This is a genomic window from Micromonospora sp. DT63 (assembly GCF_049841615.1).
Taxonomy (GTDB): Bacteria; Actinomycetota; Actinomycetes; order Mycobacteriales; family Micromonosporaceae; genus Micromonospora.
This window is the reverse complement of sequence record NZ_JBNCKQ010000011.1, coordinates 107,505-124,823: the sequence shown is the minus strand read 5'-3', so window position 1 is coordinate 124,823 and position 17,319 is coordinate 107,505. Positions and strand designations below refer to the sequence as shown.

18 protein-coding genes are annotated in these 17,319 nt (G+C 71.7%); 12 read left to right on the top strand and 6 right to left on the bottom strand.

The window, feature by feature from the left end; all coding sequences use genetic code 11:
* Nucleotides 1-56: 56 nt before the first annotated feature.
* On the top strand, nt 57-314 hold the full coding sequence (locus tag ACLQ27_RS29760; RefSeq protein ID WP_357573460.1) for a hypothetical protein: 258 nt from the start codon (nt 57-59) through the stop codon (nt 312-314).
* Between the two features lie 78 nt (nt 315-392).
* Here the strand turns inward: ACLQ27_RS29760 and ACLQ27_RS29755 are convergent, their stop codons facing one another.
* Complete coding sequence (locus tag ACLQ27_RS29755) at nt 393-1,370, bottom strand: helix-turn-helix transcriptional regulator (protein ID WP_357573459.1); 978 nt, start codon at nt 1,368-1,370, stop codon at nt 393-395.
* Between the two features lie 99 nt (nt 1,371-1,469).
* On the opposite strand from ACLQ27_RS29755, the gene ACLQ27_RS29750 reads away from it, so the two are divergent.
* Complete coding sequence (locus ACLQ27_RS29750) at nt 1,470-1,868, top strand: VOC family protein (protein ID WP_357573458.1); 399 nt, start codon at nt 1,470-1,472, stop codon at nt 1,866-1,868.
* A 78-nt stretch (nt 1,869-1,946) separates the two neighbouring features.
* Nucleotides 1,947-2,579, top strand: coding sequence for a TetR/AcrR family transcriptional regulator (locus ACLQ27_RS29745; protein ID WP_357490899.1), 633 nt, complete (start codon nt 1,947-1,949; stop codon nt 2,577-2,579).
* Nucleotides 2,580-2,600: 21 nt separating this feature from the next.
* Here ACLQ27_RS29745 and ACLQ27_RS29740 read toward each other — a convergent pair whose 3' ends face one another.
* The gene (locus tag ACLQ27_RS29740; protein ID WP_357573773.1) at nt 2,601-3,110 is read right to left on the bottom strand and encodes a pyridoxamine 5'-phosphate oxidase family protein; all 510 of its coding nucleotides are present in this window, start codon (nt 3,108-3,110) and stop codon (nt 2,601-2,603) included.
* A 136-nt stretch (nt 3,111-3,246) separates the two neighbouring features.
* On the opposite strand from ACLQ27_RS29740, the gene ACLQ27_RS29735 reads away from it, so the two are divergent.
* Nucleotides 3,247-4,725, top strand: coding sequence for a flavin-containing monooxygenase (locus tag ACLQ27_RS29735; protein WP_425869835.1), 1,479 nt, complete (start codon nt 3,247-3,249; stop codon nt 4,723-4,725).
* A gap of 10 nt (nt 4,726-4,735) precedes the next feature.
* On the opposite strand, the gene ACLQ27_RS29730 is transcribed toward ACLQ27_RS29735, so the two are convergent.
* The gene (locus ACLQ27_RS29730; protein ID WP_425869833.1) at nt 4,736-5,560 is read right to left on the bottom strand and encodes a zf-HC2 domain-containing protein; all 825 of its coding nucleotides are present in this window, start codon (nt 5,558-5,560) and stop codon (nt 4,736-4,738) included.
* Between the two features lie 72 nt (nt 5,561-5,632).
* On the opposite strand from ACLQ27_RS29730, the gene ACLQ27_RS29725 reads away from it, so the two are divergent.
* The 8 genes from ACLQ27_RS29725 to ACLQ27_RS29690 all read left to right on the top strand — a co-directional run bounded on the left by ACLQ27_RS29725 (nt 5,633) and on the right by ACLQ27_RS29690 (nt 15,436).
* On the top strand, nt 5,633-6,673 hold the full coding sequence (locus tag ACLQ27_RS29725; RefSeq protein ID WP_357490891.1) for a TRM11 family SAM-dependent methyltransferase: 1,041 nt from the start codon (nt 5,633-5,635) through the stop codon (nt 6,671-6,673).
* A gap of 400 nt (nt 6,674-7,073) precedes the next feature.
* Entirely contained in the window at nt 7,074-7,163 is a 90-nt protein-coding gene (gene kdpF, locus ACLQ27_RS29720) for a K(+)-transporting ATPase subunit F (RefSeq protein ID WP_036390805.1), read from the top strand.
* The gene (gene kdpA / locus ACLQ27_RS29715) at nt 7,163-8,818 is read left to right on the top strand and encodes a potassium-transporting ATPase subunit KdpA (protein ID WP_357573453.1); all 1,656 of its coding nucleotides are present in this window, start codon (nt 7,163-7,165) and stop codon (nt 8,816-8,818) included. Before kdpF ends, kdpA begins: the two co-directional genes overlap by 1 nt.
* 20 nt (nt 8,819-8,838) lie before the next feature.
* Nucleotides 8,839-11,034 (top strand): potassium-transporting ATPase subunit KdpB, encoded by a 2,196-nt coding sequence (gene kdpB / locus ACLQ27_RS29710; RefSeq protein ID WP_357490887.1) that lies wholly within the window; start codon nt 8,839-8,841, stop codon nt 11,032-11,034.
* Nucleotides 11,034-11,915 carry a potassium-transporting ATPase subunit C gene (locus tag ACLQ27_RS29705; RefSeq protein WP_357490886.1) on the top strand — a complete coding sequence of 294 codons (882 nt, stop codon included), beginning with the start codon at nt 11,034-11,036 and terminating at the stop codon, nt 11,913-11,915. Before kdpB ends, ACLQ27_RS29705 begins: the two co-directional genes overlap by 1 nt.
* Nucleotides 11,916-11,987: 72 nt before the next feature.
* On the top strand, nt 11,988-14,540 hold the full coding sequence (locus ACLQ27_RS29700; protein WP_425869830.1) for a DUF4118 domain-containing protein: 2,553 nt from the start codon (nt 11,988-11,990) through the stop codon (nt 14,538-14,540).
* Complete coding sequence (locus tag ACLQ27_RS29695) at nt 14,537-15,217, top strand: response regulator (RefSeq protein WP_357573450.1); 681 nt, start codon at nt 14,537-14,539, stop codon at nt 15,215-15,217. The genes ACLQ27_RS29700 and ACLQ27_RS29695 overlap by 4 nt, the downstream gene beginning before the upstream one ends.
* Before the next feature lie 90 nt (nt 15,218-15,307).
* Nucleotides 15,308-15,436, top strand: a complete 129-nt coding sequence (locus tag ACLQ27_RS29690; RefSeq protein ID WP_357490883.1) for a hypothetical protein — start codon at nt 15,308-15,310, stop codon at nt 15,434-15,436.
* Here ACLQ27_RS29690 and ACLQ27_RS29685 read toward each other — a convergent pair.
* From ACLQ27_RS29685 to ACLQ27_RS29675, 3 genes are all read right to left on the bottom strand, one after another.
* On the bottom strand, nt 15,397-15,846 hold the full coding sequence (locus tag ACLQ27_RS29685; RefSeq protein ID WP_425869827.1) for an SAV_915 family protein: 450 nt from the start codon (nt 15,844-15,846) through the stop codon (nt 15,397-15,399). The genes ACLQ27_RS29690 and ACLQ27_RS29685 overlap by 40 nt on opposite strands.
* Nucleotides 15,843-16,247, bottom strand: a complete 405-nt coding sequence (locus ACLQ27_RS29680; protein WP_357573448.1) for a hypothetical protein — start codon at nt 16,245-16,247, stop codon at nt 15,843-15,845. Before ACLQ27_RS29680 ends, ACLQ27_RS29685 begins: the two co-directional genes overlap by 4 nt.
* Nucleotides 16,248-16,350: 103 nt before the next feature.
* A complete protein-coding gene (locus ACLQ27_RS29675; RefSeq protein WP_425869824.1) occupies nt 16,351-17,313 on the bottom strand; it encodes an SDR family oxidoreductase in 963 nt (320 codons plus the stop codon).
* Between the last annotated feature and the right edge of the window lie 6 nt (nt 17,314-17,319).

The window sequence follows — 17,319 nt, the reverse complement described above, 5'->3', positions numbered from 1 at the left end:
ATTGCTCTCGCTGTCGAGCCGAGCAGTGGGGGCGTCGTTCAACGAAGGGCTGGCCGATGGATCAGGCGACGGAGTTGGCGTGGCTTCGGGAGCGGGTCGGCGGATTGGAGACGGCGCTGCACTGCGCACGGAGAGAGTTGTTCGATCTCCGTTGTCGGCTGACGTTGATCGGCCGGGTCGTGCAGGACGTCGACCGGGTGCAGCGCGCTCCCGGGGTCGCGGTTGGTGCGATCAATGCGGCGCTCTACGCCGAGACGTCCAACCTGCGGCATCTCGGCCGGCACCTGATCCGGCGTCGGCGCGGAATTCAGTGATCACTTGATGCTCAGCAGCTCAGGAGCGGCACCGACAACTCGTGAGCATCAAGTGATCACGGTGAGGGTGGCGGCTTGCTAGTTGCGGGCCGACTCACGTCGTGCCGAGGCCGCCAGTCGCTCGGCGAGTGCGACGACGCGGTCGCGGAGTTCGTCCGGGCGTTCGATGACGAACGGCAGGTCGAGCGTGGCGAGCACGCCGGGCAACCAGTCGAGGCTCCCCGCCCGGATCTCCACGTCCTGCCAGCCTTCGTCCGCGCCCTCTCGCACCTCGGCGATGCTGGCCGGTAGCCGCCTGCGGATCTGCTCGACTGTTCCTTGTATCCGCAGCGATACCGCGTGCGGGTACGGCGCTCGTGCCATCGAGCTGAGAAGGTGCCCGGCCGGATCGTTTCCGGCGGGCGGCTCGAACGAGCCCGGCAGCGGTCTCGCGTCCGCGATGCGGTCGAGTCGAAGGGTTCGTTCCTCGCCGATCTCCGGATCGACCCCGGTGACGTACCACCGGCCGGCATGGTTGACCAGCCCGAACGGATGCAGCACGCGGACGCTGCGCCGGCCGTCGCCCGAGGTGTACTGCACCGAGATCGGCCGGTGATGGCGGACCGCCTCGGCGACGGCGAGCAGTACCTCGGTCTGCGGCGCGGGGAAGTCACCGGGTTCGGCGGTGAAGGCGAGGGACTGGAGTGCGGCGTCCAGTCGGTCCGCCGTCCGTGGCGGCAGGACGCGACGGATCTTCGCGGCGGCTGTCTCGCCCGCTGTGCCCGTTGCCGTCGCCAACCCGGCGCGGCGGCCGGCGATCAGGCCGAGGAGGACGGCCAGGGCCTCGTCGTCGTTGAACATCAGCGGCGGCAGGCGATAACCGGCGGCGAGCCGATACCCGCCGTAGCGACCGCGCACCGACTCGACCGGCAGGTCCAGGTCGACCAGGTGGCTCACGTAGCGCCGCACCGTGCGCGGTTCGACACCGAGGCGCTCGGCAAGCTCGGCCATCGTGCGGACGCCGCCGGACTGCAGGAGCTCCAACAGTGCGAGCACCTGCGCTGTCGGTCGTGCCACGGTCCGAACTTTATCAAGATACTGGCCCAAATCTGTCCAGTATTCGCTCTAGCGTGATCTCGACGGACCGTTAGCGACCGCTTTGAGCAGGGAGAAGACATGGACTTCGTCTCGATCCGCATCATCACCGACGAGATCAACCGCCTGGTCGGCTTCTACGAGAAGATCACCGGCGTGCAGGCGACCTGGGGCAACGAGGACTTCGCCGAATTGCGCACCGCCCACGGCACGCTGGCGATCGGCAGCACCCGCACCGTCCCACTGTTCGCGCCCGGCTCGGCCCGCCCGGCCGACAACCACAGCGTGATCATCGAGTTCCTCGTGGAGGACGTGGACGCGCTCTACGAGAAGCTGAAGAGCGTGGTGGACGACTTCGTGAACGAGCCCACGACCATGCCCTGGGGTAACCGGGCCCTGCTCTTTCGCGACCCCGACGGCAACCTGGTCAACTTCTTCACTCCGGTGACCCCGGGCGCGATCGCGAGGTTCCGCCGTTGACCGGTCGGCGGCGGCGAGGAGGTACGGGAGACCTCGATGCCGAAGCTGGCGGTGTGAGCTGCCGATAGGGTCGGGCAGATGAGTGTCGAGACGGCTCCGCGCCGCCGCAGGTTGGAGCCGGACGCCCGGCGCGGCCAGATCCTGGCCTGCGCGGTCCGGCTGTTCGGCGAGCGGCCGTACGCGGATGTGTCGACCACCGATGTCGCGCGGGAGGCGGGCGTCGCCCGGGGCCTGGTCAACCACTACTTCGGCACCAAGAAGGACCTTTACCTGGAGGTCGTCCGGGTCATGGTGACGATCCCCGAGGTTGCCTTGGAACGGCTGCCCAAGGGTGACCTGCGGACCCGGGTGGATGCCAGCGTCACCTGGTTCCTCGACGTGGTGTCCCGGCACAGCACCTCGTGGCTGGCGGCGGTCACCGCCCGGGGGATGGGCGGCGACGCCGACGTGGAGCGGGTGCTCGCCGAGGCGGAGGAGGTGGCGGCCGACCGGATGCTCGTCGCCGTCGGGCTGGCCGAGAAGGCCAAGGACCACGAGGAGCTGCGGGGGATGGTCCGGGCGTACTGCGGGCTGGCGACCTCCACCGCCCGGGAGTGGCTCCAGCGCGGCGCGTTGACCCGCGCCCAGGTGCACCTGCTGCTCACCACCACCCTGCTGACCATCGTGGAGCAGGTAGTCCCGCAGGTCATCGCGGCCGGCGACCCGTCCTGACCACGGCCGCCGGAGGCGCTTTCAGCGACGCCAGAACTGGCGGGGCGCGAACCCTTCCCGTCGCAGCCAGTGCTCGGTGTAGACGATCCGCTCCGCCTCGACGACCACGAGGGTGTCCTCGGGCGGCTCGGACAGCGGTCGCCCCCGCTCGGCGTGTTCGTTCTCCCAGCGGAACGCCGACCAGTAGTGCGCTCGGTCCGGATCCTTAGGACCGAGCACCCGGGCCGTGCCGAACAGTTGGGCCCCGCGGCTGCTCGCCAGCCCGACCAGGGGCGCGAAGATGCCGACGGACACGCGTGGATCGGCAGCGATGTTGCGCATCTTCGGCGAACGGGGTGCGGCGGTGAAGAGCACCGCGAAGTCGAGCGGGTAGTACCGCACCGGCGTGGCCAGCGGCCCGTCCGGACCCGTGGTCGCGAGCACGCACATGTTCTGCGACGACAGCAGGTTGCGGATGCGCTCCTCGAGCCGCTCGCGGTCGAGCCGCTTCGCCGGCGTGGGCCCGGCAAGCCACGGATTCGTCACCGGCAGGAAACCGTCGCGACCATGGCGAGCACCCTACCCGCGTGGGCCGCGTGGACGGCCGCGGGCTCGGCGGGTGCGGGCGCATCGTTGGCGGGCCGCCAACAAGCTGTTACGGTCGGCCGCACCGCCGAGGGAGCCCGCCATGACCGACAGCGCAGCGACCGCCCGACCTCCCCGTCGGGTGCGGGTGGCGATCATCGGCTCCGGGTTCGGCGGGGTGGCGGTGGCCGCCGCGCTGCGTCGCGCCGGCGACGCGGACGTGGTCCTGCTGGAACGGGCCGACCGGATCGGCGGCGTCTGGCGGGACAACACCTACCCGGGCTGCGCCTGTGACATCCCGGCGCCGCTCTACTCGTACTCCTTCGCGCTGAACCCGGACTGGTCGCGGCGCTTCCCGCCGCACTCCGAGATCCTGGACTACCTGCACCGCTGCGTGGCCGAGCTGGGGCTGGCCGACAGTGTGCGGTTGCGTACCGAGGTCACCGACGCGTCGTGGGACGAGGCCGGCGCGTGCTGGCGGCTGCGTACCGCCGATGGCGCGGAACTGACGGCGGACGTCCTGGTCCCGGCGGTCGGGCAGCTCTCGCGGCCGGTGATGCCGGCGCTGCCGGGCGCGCAGCGGTTCGCCGGGCGGGCGATGCACACGGCCCGGTGGGACCCGGCGGTACGGCTGGACGGCGCCCGCGTCGCGGTGATCGGCACCGGTGCCAGCGCGGTGCAGCTGGTGCCGGCCATCGCGGACCGGGCGGCCCGGGTCACCGTCTTCCAGCGCACTCCGCCCTGGACGCTGCCCAAGCCGGACCGCCGGCACGGGCGGCTGGGTCGGGCGCTCTACCGGCGGGTGCCGGCGCTGATGCGGGTGCCCCGGGCCGCGTTCTGGTCGGTCACCGTGCTCACCGGGCTGGCGGTGACCGGCAACCGGGCCGCCGCGGCGGTGCTGCGGGGTGTCTCGCGGGCGCAGCGGTGGTGGCAGGTACGCGACCCGGAGCTGCGCGCCCGCGTCACGCCTGTCGAGCCGATGGGCTGCAAGCGGGTGTTGTTCACCAACGACTGGCTGCCGGCCCTGGGCCGCGACGACGTCGAGCTGGTCACCGAGGCGATCATCGAGGTGACTGAGGACGGCATCCGCACCGCCGACGGCCGCGCCCACCCGTGCGACGTGCTGGTCTACGGCACCGGCTTCGCGGCCACCGACTTCCTGGTGCCGATCCGGGTCACCGGACGCGCCGGCCGTCAGCTCAGTGCGGAGTGGCGCGACGGCGCGTACGCGTACCTCGGGATGGCCGTGCCCGGCTTTCCCAACCTCTTCCTCATGTACGGCCCGAACACCAACACCGGCAACACGTCGGTGATCTACTTCCACGAGGCGCAGGCCCGGCACATCGCGCAGGCGGTCAGCCTGCTCGCGGCCGGTGGCGAACCTCTGGAGGTACGCCCCGAGGTGGCCGCCGACTACGACGCGGAGCTGCAACGCCGGCTCGCCGCGAGCGTGTGGACCGCCTGCCGGAGCTGGTACCGCACGGCCACCGGCCGGATCGTCACCAACTGGCCGGGGATGGCCGGCGAGTACCGCCGCCGTACCGCCCGGCTGGATCCGGCCGACTACGGCCGCACCCGTTGAAGGCTGCTGCTCAGGCGGCTCGCCGGTCGATGCGCGCGGCCGGGGCGGCGTTGCGGTCGGCTGCCTGCGCCGGGTACGCCCCGGAGTGCACCACCCGCAGTGGCCGTTCGGTCTCGTCCGCGCCGAACCGCCAGCGCGACGGCGTCGGTTGCCGCTGCGGCGCGGGCCCCCCGGGACGCAGTCCGGGCCGCGACAGCAGCACGGTGATCAGGTAGCCGAACACCAGGAAGCCGTGGCTGACCAGGCGCTCCCCACTCACCGAGCCGGTGGCGAGGTCGTTGACCGACAGCAGCAGGAGCGTGCCGACGAACGCGCTGAGCATCGGCAGGAGACCCGCCGGAGGGCTGCGGCGTACCGCCACGAAGAGGAAGCCGGCCCCGACCGCCACGTTCCAGGCGGCCGACTCGTGCCACAGGTGCTGCCCGGAGGCGTGCAGATGGTCGGCGGTCGCTCCCCGGCCCACCTGGGCCAGGCCGAGCACCAGCTGAACAGCCCCGAGCAGGCCGAGCGCCGCGCGCAGCCCGACGACCAGCCGGCCGCGGCCGGGCAGGCGGGGCCGCCAGCGCGACCGGCGGGCCGGCGGCGTGTCACAGGCGTCGGCGACCGCGTCGCCGGTGGCGCTGCCACCGACGGCGGCCAGGATCGCGTCGGTCCGGTCGGGCACATCGGTGACCAGTCGGGTACGAACCCGGCGCGTCACCGCGACCGCCGCCGCGAACCAGGCCCGGCACTTGGCGCACTCGTCCAGGTGCCCCTGCGCCGCCGCCCCCTCGGCGGCGGTCTCCTCCCCGTCCAACTGCGCGGACAGGACCTCCCGCCACTGCTCACACCCCATGTGTGGGTAGTCGGTCCGCAGGCCGCTCCGGTTCCCGGCGACCGTCACCCGTTGTGGAATACTCGCCGGATCATGACGCGCTACGGCCTGCTGATCCTGCCCGCCACCAACCGGGTGTACGCCCGCTCCGCCATCGACCTCACCCGGGCCGAGCTGGAGATCTTCGGCCGGTCGGCGCTCGACGGCCGGATCGGCGAGCTGGACACGGAGGTCGTCGGCGGGGCGACCTACGTCACGTTCAGCGGTGACGGGCTGACCGAACGGGACCTGGCCGTCCTGGGCAACCTCTCCGCCGGGTACGCGCTGTTCGAGATCGTCGGCGACCTGCTGCGCCCGGTCGAGTGGAGCCGGCTGGACCGCTACGACGACGACCTGCTCACCATCCAGAAGTACCCCGGCAAGACCAACGAGCAGTTCACCAAGCTGCTGCTCAACGTCACCCTGCTCGCGTCGGACTGGGCCGGCGAACTGACCAGCCGCCGGTTCCGGGTGCTCGACCCGCTCTGCGGTCGGGGCACCACCCTCAATCAGGCGCTGATGTACGGCTTCGACGCCGCCGGGATCGAGCGCGACCAGAAGGACGTCGAGGCGTACCGCGCGTTCGTCACGACCTGGCTGAAGCAGAAGCGGGTCAAGCACCGGGTGCTGGAGTCGGGGCCGGTGCGGCGGGAGCGCAAGGTGGTCGGCCGCCGGGTGCGCATCGAACTGGCGCCGACCCGCGAGGAGCACAAGGCGGGTCGTACGCAGTTGCTCGACGTCGTCAACGCCGACACCACCCGCGCGGCGGAGTTCTTCCGCCCCGAGACCGTCGACCTGGTGGTCGCCGACGCGCCGTACGGCGTGCAGCACGGCAGTCGTACCGCCGATCAGGGTCTGACGCGTGACCCGCTGGCGCTGCTCGCGGACGCCGCGCCGGTCTGGGCGCGGCTGCTGCGCCCGGGCGGGGCGCTGGGCATCTCGTGGAACACCCACGTCGCCAGCCGCGAGGACGCGGCGGCGGCACTTGCCGACGCCGGCCTGACAGTTGTCGACGCGGAGCCCTACCGCGCGCTGCGGCACCGGGTCGACCAGTCGATCATGCGCGACGTGCTGGTGGCCCGCCGCCCGGCCTGACCCGCCTGGCCTGACCCGCCGCCCATCCCCTTCGGGCCCTTTGCTCTGCTTCAACCGGCGCAACAGTGTCGGTGCCTCGCTGTCGCCTCCGCTGAAGCAGAGCAAAGGATGGACAGCCACCCCGCGTCTCCCCGGGCTGACGCGCCTTTGTGCCGCATTTCACCTGTTCAGTGGGCAGGTGTGAAAACCGCGTCAAGAAAAGGTTCGCCACCGTCATGGTCGCGTTATGACCCCTGCCGTCCGGCGGGTGGTGGGGCTTTGCTTGCCCCGGCGCGACCGGAAGGCGGTCGCGACGAACCTTTCCGGTAAGAGGAGTCAGCGTGTCTGACGTGGTGTTCGTGGTCCTCACGGTGGCGCTGTTCGCAGTGCTCGCCCTGGTGGTCCGGGCGGTGGAGAAGCTGTGAACGCGGTAAACGCCGTCGGTCTGGTGCTCGCGATCGTCCTGGGCGCGTTCCTGGTGTTCGCCCTGCTGTTCCCGGAGCGCTTCTGATGACCATGACAACAGCGGGCGTCATCTTCGTGCTGACGCTGGTGGCGGCCCTGGTCGCCGTCTACAAGCCGTTCGGCGACTACATGTTCCGGGCGGTCTCCGGTACCAGACAGTCGCGGGTCGAGCGGGGGATCTACCGACTGGTCGGGGTCAACCCGGCCGCCGAGCAGACCTGGGGCGTGTACGCCCGCAGCGTGCTCGCGTTCTCGGCCGTCTCGCTCCTGTTCCTGTACCTGTTCCAGCGGGTGCAGAACCACCTGTGGCTGTCGCTGGGTTTCGACCCGGTGGTGCCGCACGGCGCGTGGAACACTGCCGTGTCGTTCGTGACCAACACGAACTGGCAGTCGTACTCGGGTGAGTCGACGATGGGCCACCTGGTGCAGATGGCCGGCCTGGCCGTGCAGAACTTCGTCTCGGCGGCGGTCGGCATCGCGGTGGCGGTCGCGCTGGTCCGCGGCTTCGCCCGCAGCCGCACCGGGCAACTCGGCAACTTCTGGGTCGACCTGACCCGGATCGTGCTGCGCATCCTGCTGCCGATCGCGGTCCTCGGGGCCATCGCGTTGATGATCGGCGGGGTGGTGCAGAACCTCTCCGCCGGCACCGACGTGAGCACGCTGACCGGCGGCACCCAGACCATCACCGGCGGCCCGGTCGCGAGCCAGGAAGTGATCAAGGAGCTGGGCACCAACGGCGGCGGCTTCTACAACGTCAACAGCGCCCACCCGTTCGAGAACCCCACGACCTGGACGAACTGGTTGGAGATCTTCCTGATCCTCCTGATCCCGTTCAGCCTGCCCCGGGTGTTCGGCCGGATGGTCGGGCAGAACCGGCAGGGCTACGCGATCGCCGCGGTGATGGGCATCCTCGCGTTCCTCAGCGTCGCCATCACCAACATCTTCGAGCTGGCCGGCCACGGCACCGTCCCGCAGGCGGTCGGCGCGGCGATGGAGGGCAAGGAGGTGCGGTTCGACGTGTCGAACTCGGCCACCTTCGCCGCCGCCACCACGCTCACCTCGACCGGCGCGGTGAACTCCTTCCACGACTCGTTCACCTCGCTCGGCGGCATGATGACGATGGTCAACATGATGCTCGGCGAGGTCGCGCCGGGGGGCACCGGTTCGGGCCTCTACGGCCTGCTCATCCTCGCGGTGATCACGGTGTTCATCGCCGGCCTGATGGTCGGCCGCACCCCCGAGTACCTGGGCAAGAAGATCGGGTCGCGGGAGATCAAGTTCGCCTCGCTGTACTTCCTGATCACGCCGATCCTGGTGCTGGTCGGCACGGCGGCGGCGTTCGCGACCGGCAACAACTCGACGGCGCTCAACGTCGGCCCGCACGGCCTCTCCGAGGTGCTGTACGCGTTCACCTCGGCCAGCAACAACAACGGTTCCGCCTTCGCCGGCATCACGGTGAACACCACCTGGTGGGACACCGCGTTGGGGCTGTGCATGCTGCTGGGCCGGTTCCTGCCGCTCATCTTCGTGCTCGCGCTGGCCGGCTCGCTGGCCCGCCAGGCACCCACCCCCGCGTCCGAGGGCACCCTGCCGACCCACCGACCGCTGTTCATCGGCATGGTCGTCGGCGTCACTGTCGTCCTCGTCGCGCTGACCTTCCTGCCCGCGCTCGCGCTCGGCCCGCTGGCAGAAGGGCTCTGACCATCATGAGGAACGAGGACATGTCCGTCACGTCCGCCCCGACAGAGCAACTGCCAGGCACCCCGGCGACGCAGGGCAACCGGGTCGGCGGGGGCCTGCTCGACCCCCAGCAACTCATCCGGTCCCTGCCGGACGCCGTACGCAAGCTCAACCCCACCACGTTGTGGCGCAACCCGGTGATGCTGATCGTGGAGATCGGCGCGGCGTTCACCACGGTCCTGGCGGTGACCGACCCGTCGGTGTTCGCCTGGGCGATCACCATCTGGCTCTGGCTGACCGTGATCTTCGCGAACCTGGCCGAGGCGGTCGCCGAGGGCCGGGGCAAGGCCCAGGCCGCCGCGCTGCGACAGGCCAAGCAGGACACCATCGCCACCCGGCTGGTCGACTGGAAGCCGGGCGCTCGGGCCAACACCTACCGCGACGAGGCGGTGCCCGCTCCGCAGCTGCGCCAGGGCGACATCGTGCTGGTCGAGGCGGGCGGCATCATTCCCGGCGACGGCGACATCGTGGAGGGCATCGCGAGCGTCGACGAGTCGGCAATCACCGGCGAGTCGGCCCCGGTCATCCGGGAGTCCGGCGGGGACCGCAGCGCGGTCACCGGCGGCACCAAGGTGCTCTCCGACCGGATCATCGTGAAGATCACCCAGAAGCCCGGGGAGAGCTTCATCGACCGGATGATCGCCCTGGTCGAGGGCGCCAACCGGCAGAAGACGCCGAACGAGATCGCGCTGAACATCCTGCTCGCCGCTCTCACGATCATCTTCCTGCTGGCCGTGGTCACCCTCCAGCCCTTGGCGATCTTCTCCAAGGCGTACCAGGCCGCCGCGCCGGACAGCGGGGCGATCACCGGTTCCGGTGTCACAGGTGTCGTCCTGGTCTCACTGCTGGTCTGCCTGATCCCCACCACCATCGGCGCGCTGCTGTCGGCCATCGGCATCGCCGGCATGGACCGCCTCGTGCAGCGCAACGTGCTGGCCATGAGCGGCCGGGCCGTCGAGGCGGCCGGCGACGTCAACACCCTGCTGCTGGACAAGACCGGCACCATCACGCTGGGCAACCGGCAGGCCGCCGAGTTCGTACCGGTCGAGGGGGTCGACGCCGCCACAGTGGCCGACGCCGCCCAGCTCTCCAGCCTGGCCGACGAGACCCCGGAGGGGCGCTCGGTCGTCGTCCTGGCGAAGAACGAGTTCGGGCTGCGCGAACGCGAGCCCGGGGTGATGCCGCACGCCACCTTCGTGCCGTTCACCGCGCAGACCCGGATGAGCGGCGTCGACCTGACCCCGGACGCCACCGTCGACGGCGGCGCGTCGGGCACGGCCCGTCGGGTCCGCAAGGGCGCCGCCGCCGCGGTCATGAAGTGGGTACGGGAGAACGGCGGCCACCCGACCGAGCAGGTCGGCGAGATCGTCGACGCGATCAGTGGCACCGGCGGCACGCCGCTGGTCGTCGCCGAGCACGTCGACGGCGAGCCCGCCCGCGCCCTGGGCGTCATCCACCTCAAGGACGTCGTCAAGTCCGGCATGCGGGAGCGGTTCGACGAGATGCGCCGGATGGGCATCCGCACCGTGATGATCACCGGCGACAACCCGCGTACCGCGAAGGCGATCGCCGACGAGGCCGGGGTGGACGACTTCCTGGCCGAGGCGACGCCGGAGGACAAGCTCGCGCTGATCAAGCGGGAGCAGGAGGGTGGCCGGCTGGTCGCGATGACCGGTGACGGCACCAACGACGCGCCGGCGCTCGCCCAGGCCGACGTCGGGGTGGCCATGAACACCGGCACGTCGGCCGCGAAGGAGGCCGGCAACATGGTCGACCTCGACTCCGACCCGACCAAACTGATCGAGATCGTGGAGATCGGCAAGCAGTTGCTGATCACCCGCGGTGCGCTGACCACGTTCAGCATCTCGAACGACATTGCGAAGTACTTCGCGATCATCCCGGCCATGTTCGCCGGCCTCTACCCGAGCCTGGACACCCTGAACATCATGCGGCTGGCCAGCCCGGAGTCGGCGATCCTGTCCGCGGTCATCTTCAACGCCCTGGTGATCATCGCGCTGATCCCGCTCGCCCTGCGCGGCGTGCGGTACCGGCCGGCGGCCGCGTCGAAGCTGCTCAGCCGCAACCTGCTGGTGTACGGACTGGGCGGCATCATCGTGCCGTTCATCGGGATCAAGCTCATCGACCTGCTCATCCAGTTCATCCCGGGGATTTCGTGATGCGCATACCCACCTGGATCGCCCAACACCTCGCCGCCCTGCGCGCCGTGCTCGTCTTCACGGTGCTGCTCGGGCTGGTCTACCCGCTGGCTCTGGTCGCGCTCGGTCACCTGCCCGGCCTCGACCACAAGGCCGACGGCTCGCTGATCACCTCGGGCGGGACGACTGTCGGCAGCTCGCTCATCGGCCAGTCCTTCACCGACGCGGACGGCAACCCCGTCCCGCGTTACTTCCAGTCCCGCCCGTCGGCCGCCGGCGACGGCTACGACCCGACGTCCACCTCGGCCAGCAACCTCGGCCCGGAGAGCGTTGTCGACACCATCGCCACCGACCCGGAAGAGTCCAGCGAGAGCCTGCTCACCCAGGTCTGTGGGCGCAGCAAGGCCGTCGGCGAGCTGAACGGCGTCGACGGCCGCCGCCCCTACTGCACCGACGACGGGGTGGGCGCCGTGCTCGCGGTCTTCCGCGCCGACGGTCTGACCGGCCCGGTGACCCGGGTGGTAAGCGTCAACCAGGTCGCCCCGGCCACCCCGTTCGTGTCCTCGTACCAGGGGGTGACAGTGGAGCTGGCCCAGCCCGGCGTGGACTACGTCGCGGACGGCGGGGTCATCACCCCGATCCGGGGCGACGCGCCGGCCAATCCGGCGGTGCCCGCCGACGCGGTCACCGCCAGCGGCAGCGGGCTCGACCCGCAGATCAGCCCCGCCTACGCCGATCTGCAGGTGAACCGGGTCGCGCGGGAGCGCGGCGCGGACCCGGCGGCCGTCCGCAAGCTGGTCGAGGAGCACACCGACGGCCGTGGGTTGGGCTTCATGGGTGCGCCCGGCGTCAACGTGCTGGAGCTCAACCTCGCCCTCGACAAGCAGTTCGCCGCACGCTGAGTGCACCTCGGGCGGGGCCGTGCCGACCGGGCACGGCCCCGCCCGCCGATCTGACCAGGGAGGATGGTTCCCGTGCCACGCGGAGAACTGCGCATCTATCTCGGGGCCGCTCCCGGCGTCGGCAAGACGTACGCCATGTTGGAGGAGGCCCAGCGGCGGGCCGCGCGGGGCTCCGACGTGGTGATCGGCTTCGTGGAGACCCACGGCCGCCCGCACACCGCCGCGATGCTCGGCGACCTGGAGCAGGTGCCCCGCCGTGCGATGACCTACCGGGGCGCCGAGTTCACCGAGATGGACGTGGACGGCGTCCTGGCCCGCCGGCCGGAGATCGCGGTGGTCGACGAGCTGGCGCACACCAACGTGCCCGGCTCCCGGCACGACAAGCGCTGGCAGGACGTCCAGGAACTGCTCGACGCGGGGATCGACGTGCTGTCCACGGTGAACGTGCAGCACCTGGAGTCGGTGAACGACGTCGTCGCCCAGATCACCGGCACCACCCAGCGGGAGACCGTGCCGGACGAGATCGTCCGCGCCGCCGAGCAGGTCGAACTCGTCGACATGACCCCGGAGGCGTTGCGCCGCCGGATGGCGCACGGCAACATCTACCGACCCGACAAGATCGACGCGGCGCTCGGCAACTACTTCCGGGTCGGCAACCTCACCGCGTTGCGCGAGCTGGCGCTGCTCTGGCTGGCCGACAAGGTCGACGAGCAGCTCGACAGGTACCGCAGCCAGCAGGGCATCGCCGCCACCTGGGAGGCCCGCGAACGCGTCGTGGTGGCACTGACCGGCGGCCCGGAGGGCGAGACGCTGATCCGCCGGGCGGCCCGGGTCGCGGCCCGCAGCAAGGGCGCCGACCTGCTCGCCCTGCACGTGGCCCGCAGCGACGGTCTGGCCGGCGCCGATCCCGCCCAACTGGCCCGTCAGCGGGTGCTCGTGGAGAGCCTGGGCGGCACGTACCACCAGGTGCTCGGCACCGACGTGCCGGCCGCCTTGCTCGACTTCGCCCAGGGCGTGAACGCCACCCAGCTGGTGCTCGGGGCCAGCCGGCGGGGCCGCCTCGCGCAGATCTTCGCCCGGGGCGTCGGGGTGACCACCACCGCGCTCTCCGGCTCGATCGACGTGCACCTGGTCAGCCACAAGCAGGCCGGCAAGGGACGCCGGGCGGCGGCCGTGCCGGCGGCGCTGTCCCGCCGCCGCCGGCTGCTCGGCTTCGGCCTGGCGGTGCTCGGCATGCCGCTGCTCACCCTGCTGCTCAGGACCCTGCCCGACCTGACGCTGACCAACGACATCCTGCTGTTCCTCGCCGGGGTCGTCGGGGTCGCGCTGGTCGGCGGGGTGTGGCCGGCGCTGATCGCCGCGCTCGGCGGGTCGCTGCTGCTCAACTGGTTCTTCACCCCGCCGTACCGCACGCTGACCATCGCCGAGGCCGACAACCTGCTCGCCCTGGCCGTCTTCGTCGGTGTGGCGCTCGCCGTGAGCTGGATCGTCGACGTGGCCGCCCGACGTACGCGCGAGGCCGCGCGCGCCGCCGCCGACGCGCAGACCCTCGCCGCCGTCGCCGGTGGTGTGCTGCGCGGCGAACGTCCCCTGCCCGCCCTGCTGGACCAGCTTCGGGAGACCTTCGGGCTGCGCGCGGTGAGCGTGCTGGAGCTGGCCGAGGAGGCCAGCGGCCGCCCCGACCGGGCCCGCGAGGAGCACGCCTGGTGCGTCGTGGCGAGCGTCGGCGAACAGCCCGCCTGCACACCAGACGGCGGCGAGACCGCGGTACCCGTCGACGACCGGATCACCGTCGTGCTCAGCGGCCGGCGTCTGGAGGCCGCCGACCGGCGGATCGTGGAGGCGTTCGCCGCCCAGGCCGCCGTCGCGCTGCGCCAGGAACGGCTCGCCGAGGAAGCCGCCACCGCCCGGCCCCTCGCCGCCGCCGACCGGATGCGCACCGCACTGCTCGCCGCGGTCAGCCACGACCTGCGTACGCCACTGGCCTCGGCGAAAGCGGCCGTGACCAGCCTGCGCAGCCACGACATCGAGTTCGACGAGGCCGACCGCGAGGAGTTGCTGGAGACCGCCGAGGAGTCGCTGGACCGGCTCGCCCGGCTGGTCGGCAACCTGCTGGACATGAGCCGCCTCCAGGCCGGTGTGCTGGGCATCTCCGCGACCGCGATCGGCCTGGAGGACGCCGTACCCCTGGCGTTGGACGAACTTGGCCCGGCGGCCGCGACGGTCGCCACGGACATCCCGGCCGACCTGCCGGCGGCCACCGCCGACCCGGGCCTGCTGGAACGGGTGCTGGTCAACGTCATCGCCAACGCGCTGCGCTACAGCCCGCCCGACCAGCCCCCCACAGTCACCGCGAGCGCGCACGCCGGCCAGGTGGAGCTGCGGGTCATCGACCGGGGGCCGGGCATCCCGGAGGACCAGTGGGAGCACGTCTTCCTGCCGTTCCAACGCCTCGGCGACCGGGACAACCAGACCGGCGTCGGCCTCGGGCTCGCCCTGTCCCGGGGGTTGGCCGAGGCGATGGGTGGCAGCATCACCCCGGAGACCACGCCCGGCGGTGGGCTCACCATGGTGCTGCGGCTGCCCGCCGCCGCGCAGACCAGCCCGGAGGAGCCGCAGGAATGACCCGCATCCTGGTCGTCGACGACGAACCGCAGATCCTGCGGGCCCTGCGGATCAACCTGCGCGCCCGCCGGTACGACGTGGACGTCGCCGCGACCGGGGCCGCCGCGTTGAAGGCCGCCGCCAGCCACCCGCCCGACCTGGTGGTCCTGGACCTCGGCCTGCCCGACATCGACGGCGTCGAGGTGATCCGTGGCCTGCGCGGCTGGACCGCCGTGCCGATCATCGTGCTCTCCGGCCGGGCCGGCAGCGAGGACAAGGTCGCCGCGCTGGACGCGGGCGCGGACGACTACGTCACCAAGCCGTTCGGGGTGGAGGAGCTGCTGGCCCGCATCCGCGCGGTGACCCGGCGGCTCGGCGGCCCCACCGAGGCCGTGCCGGCGCTGCGGATCGGCCGGCACACCGTCGACCTGGCCGACCACCGCGTCTGGCGTGACGACGACACCGAGGTCAAGCTGACCCCGACGCAGTGGGCCGTGCTGGAGAAGCTGCTGCGCCACCCCGGCAAGCTGGTCAGCCAACGTCAGCTCCTGCAGGAGGTGTGGGGCCCCGAATACCAGAACGAGACCAACTACCTGCGGCAGTACCTGGCCCAGCTGCGACGCAAGCTGGAGGACGACCCCGCCCGCCCCCGCCACCTCATCACCGAGCCGGGGATGGGCTACCGCTACCGCCCCTGACCCGTCGACACCCGCCGGCGGAGATTGAAGAATTTCGTACCGCAGCGGCAGCGGCGTGCTTCTGTAACCGTCCCCCTCCGGTTACCCCTGATGGAGCCCGCCTGGGTGCCGCTGGGGACGTACCCGTTCACGGCGGGCAGCGACGGGAGCGTGCTCATCCGTACGGAGAACACCGACGGCTACGTGGTCGCCGACGCGGTGCGCTTCGTGCCGGCCTGAGCGGGAGGTGCGGTCGGGTCCTCCCCGGGCGGCGTGCCGACGAGGACCGCCGGCGCGGTGGGTGCCGCCCGGTCGCCGACCCCGGGGTCGAGCGCCGGTGCCACCAGCAGCGGGTCGACCTGGATCCGGTCGATGCCGAGCGGGCGCAGCATGCCGCGTAGTGCCGACTCGCAGAGCGTCTCCCACGGCTGGTCCGCTCCCATCGCGGCGACCAGCAGCTCGGGTCGGGTGAACGCGATGCCCACCCGCTGTCCCTGTGGCGACCGGCCGGTCCGCACCGTGCCGATCATCCGTCCCGGCAGCTCCCGTACCGGAACGGCGTAGGTTCTCGGCACCGCGTGCCCGGTCGCGGTGATCTCTTCCACTCGTGCGCCCGGCACGGCTCGTCGGGCAACGGAGTCGCGGCTCATGCGGCGGATGCGATCCACGCCGGGGCGTCGTCCGGGGTACTTCGACCCGGCGGCGCGGCCAGGTCGAGCGCGCGCAGGATGGAGTGCGCCACCACCACCTCGACCCCGGCGCGGCGGCGCAGGTCGGCCACCGCGCGGTGCAGCACCGTCATGCTGTCCGCCGAGAGCCGCACCACCGCGTCGACGTCGGCGGCGATCCACCACGCTGCGACGGCGCACGGCTCGTGCCGGAGGTATTCCACCAGGTGACTGCCGGGGGCGGACGGGCCGAGTCGGACGCTGACCAGCGCTTCGTGTCGTCGTTCGGGCTCGGCCGGCCCGGTCGCGGGCTCAGCGAAGCTGTCGTCGGTGCGGGGTGGCAGGTTCCCGCGTTCCCAGCGTGTCATCCGCCAAGGACTCATGGGCCCATCGTGTCCGCCGGACCGTGGCGCAGCGCCCGTCGATACGCCGTTTCGACGGGCCACCGCCAATTCTTGACGCCGCCTTCACACGCCCGGACCCCGTTCAGTTGGCGGGGAACCGCACGCCCACCAGCTGTTCGGAGACGGCCCAGAGGCGGGCCGCGTCCTGCGTGCTGCGCGCCGAGCGGTAGACGGCCAACTCGGTCGGCGCACCGGTGAACTGCCCCAGGCCGTCCGGACCGTAGAACCGGCCACCCTGCGCCAGCGGACTGGTCGCCGCGTAGAGGGCGGGCCGCAGCCCCGCGTCCACCGAGTGCACCAGGAGACCCCAACGGTTCAACCGTTTCATGACGGCGTGGTGCGGTGAGGGCCTGCTGCGGCCCAGGTTGGGGCCGGACGCGTACAGGTTGGTCATGGTGGTGCCGGGGTGGGCGACGTTGCTGACGATGCCCCAGCCGCCGGCTCGACCGCGACGCTCGAGTTCCAGCCCGAAGTGCAGCGCGGCCAGCTTCGAGGCGTTGTACGAGCGGACCGCGCCGTAACGGTGGGTGCTCTGCAGGTCGTCCCAGTCCAGGCGACCGGAGCGGGCGGCGCTGCTCGACATGGTGGTGATCCGGGCCCGCCCGGCCGTCAGCAGCGGCATGAGCCGCCCGGTCAACGCGAAGTGGCCGAGATGATTGGTGCCGAACTGCAGCTCGAAGCCGTCCGCCGTGGTGTGTCGGGTGGGCGGCGCCATGACACCCGCGTTGTTGATCAGAATGTGGATCGGCCGCCCCTCGCCGAGCAGCGCGTCGGCCAGCGCGGCCACCGAGTCCAGTGAGGCGAGGTCCAGCTTCCGGGTCGACACGGTGGCGTCCGGCACGGCGGCCCGTACGGCCTCCAGTGCGGCGTCGCCCTTGGCCGGGTTGCGGACCGGCAGCACCACCTCCGCGCCGGCTCGGGCCAGCCGGGTGGCCAGGCCGAGGCCCAGCCCGTCACTGCCGCCGGTCACCACGGCGAGCTTCCCGGTCAGGTCCCCAACTGTCTCGTCGAGCACGACAACCTCCAGGTCGACGGTGTCCTTCATCGGTCA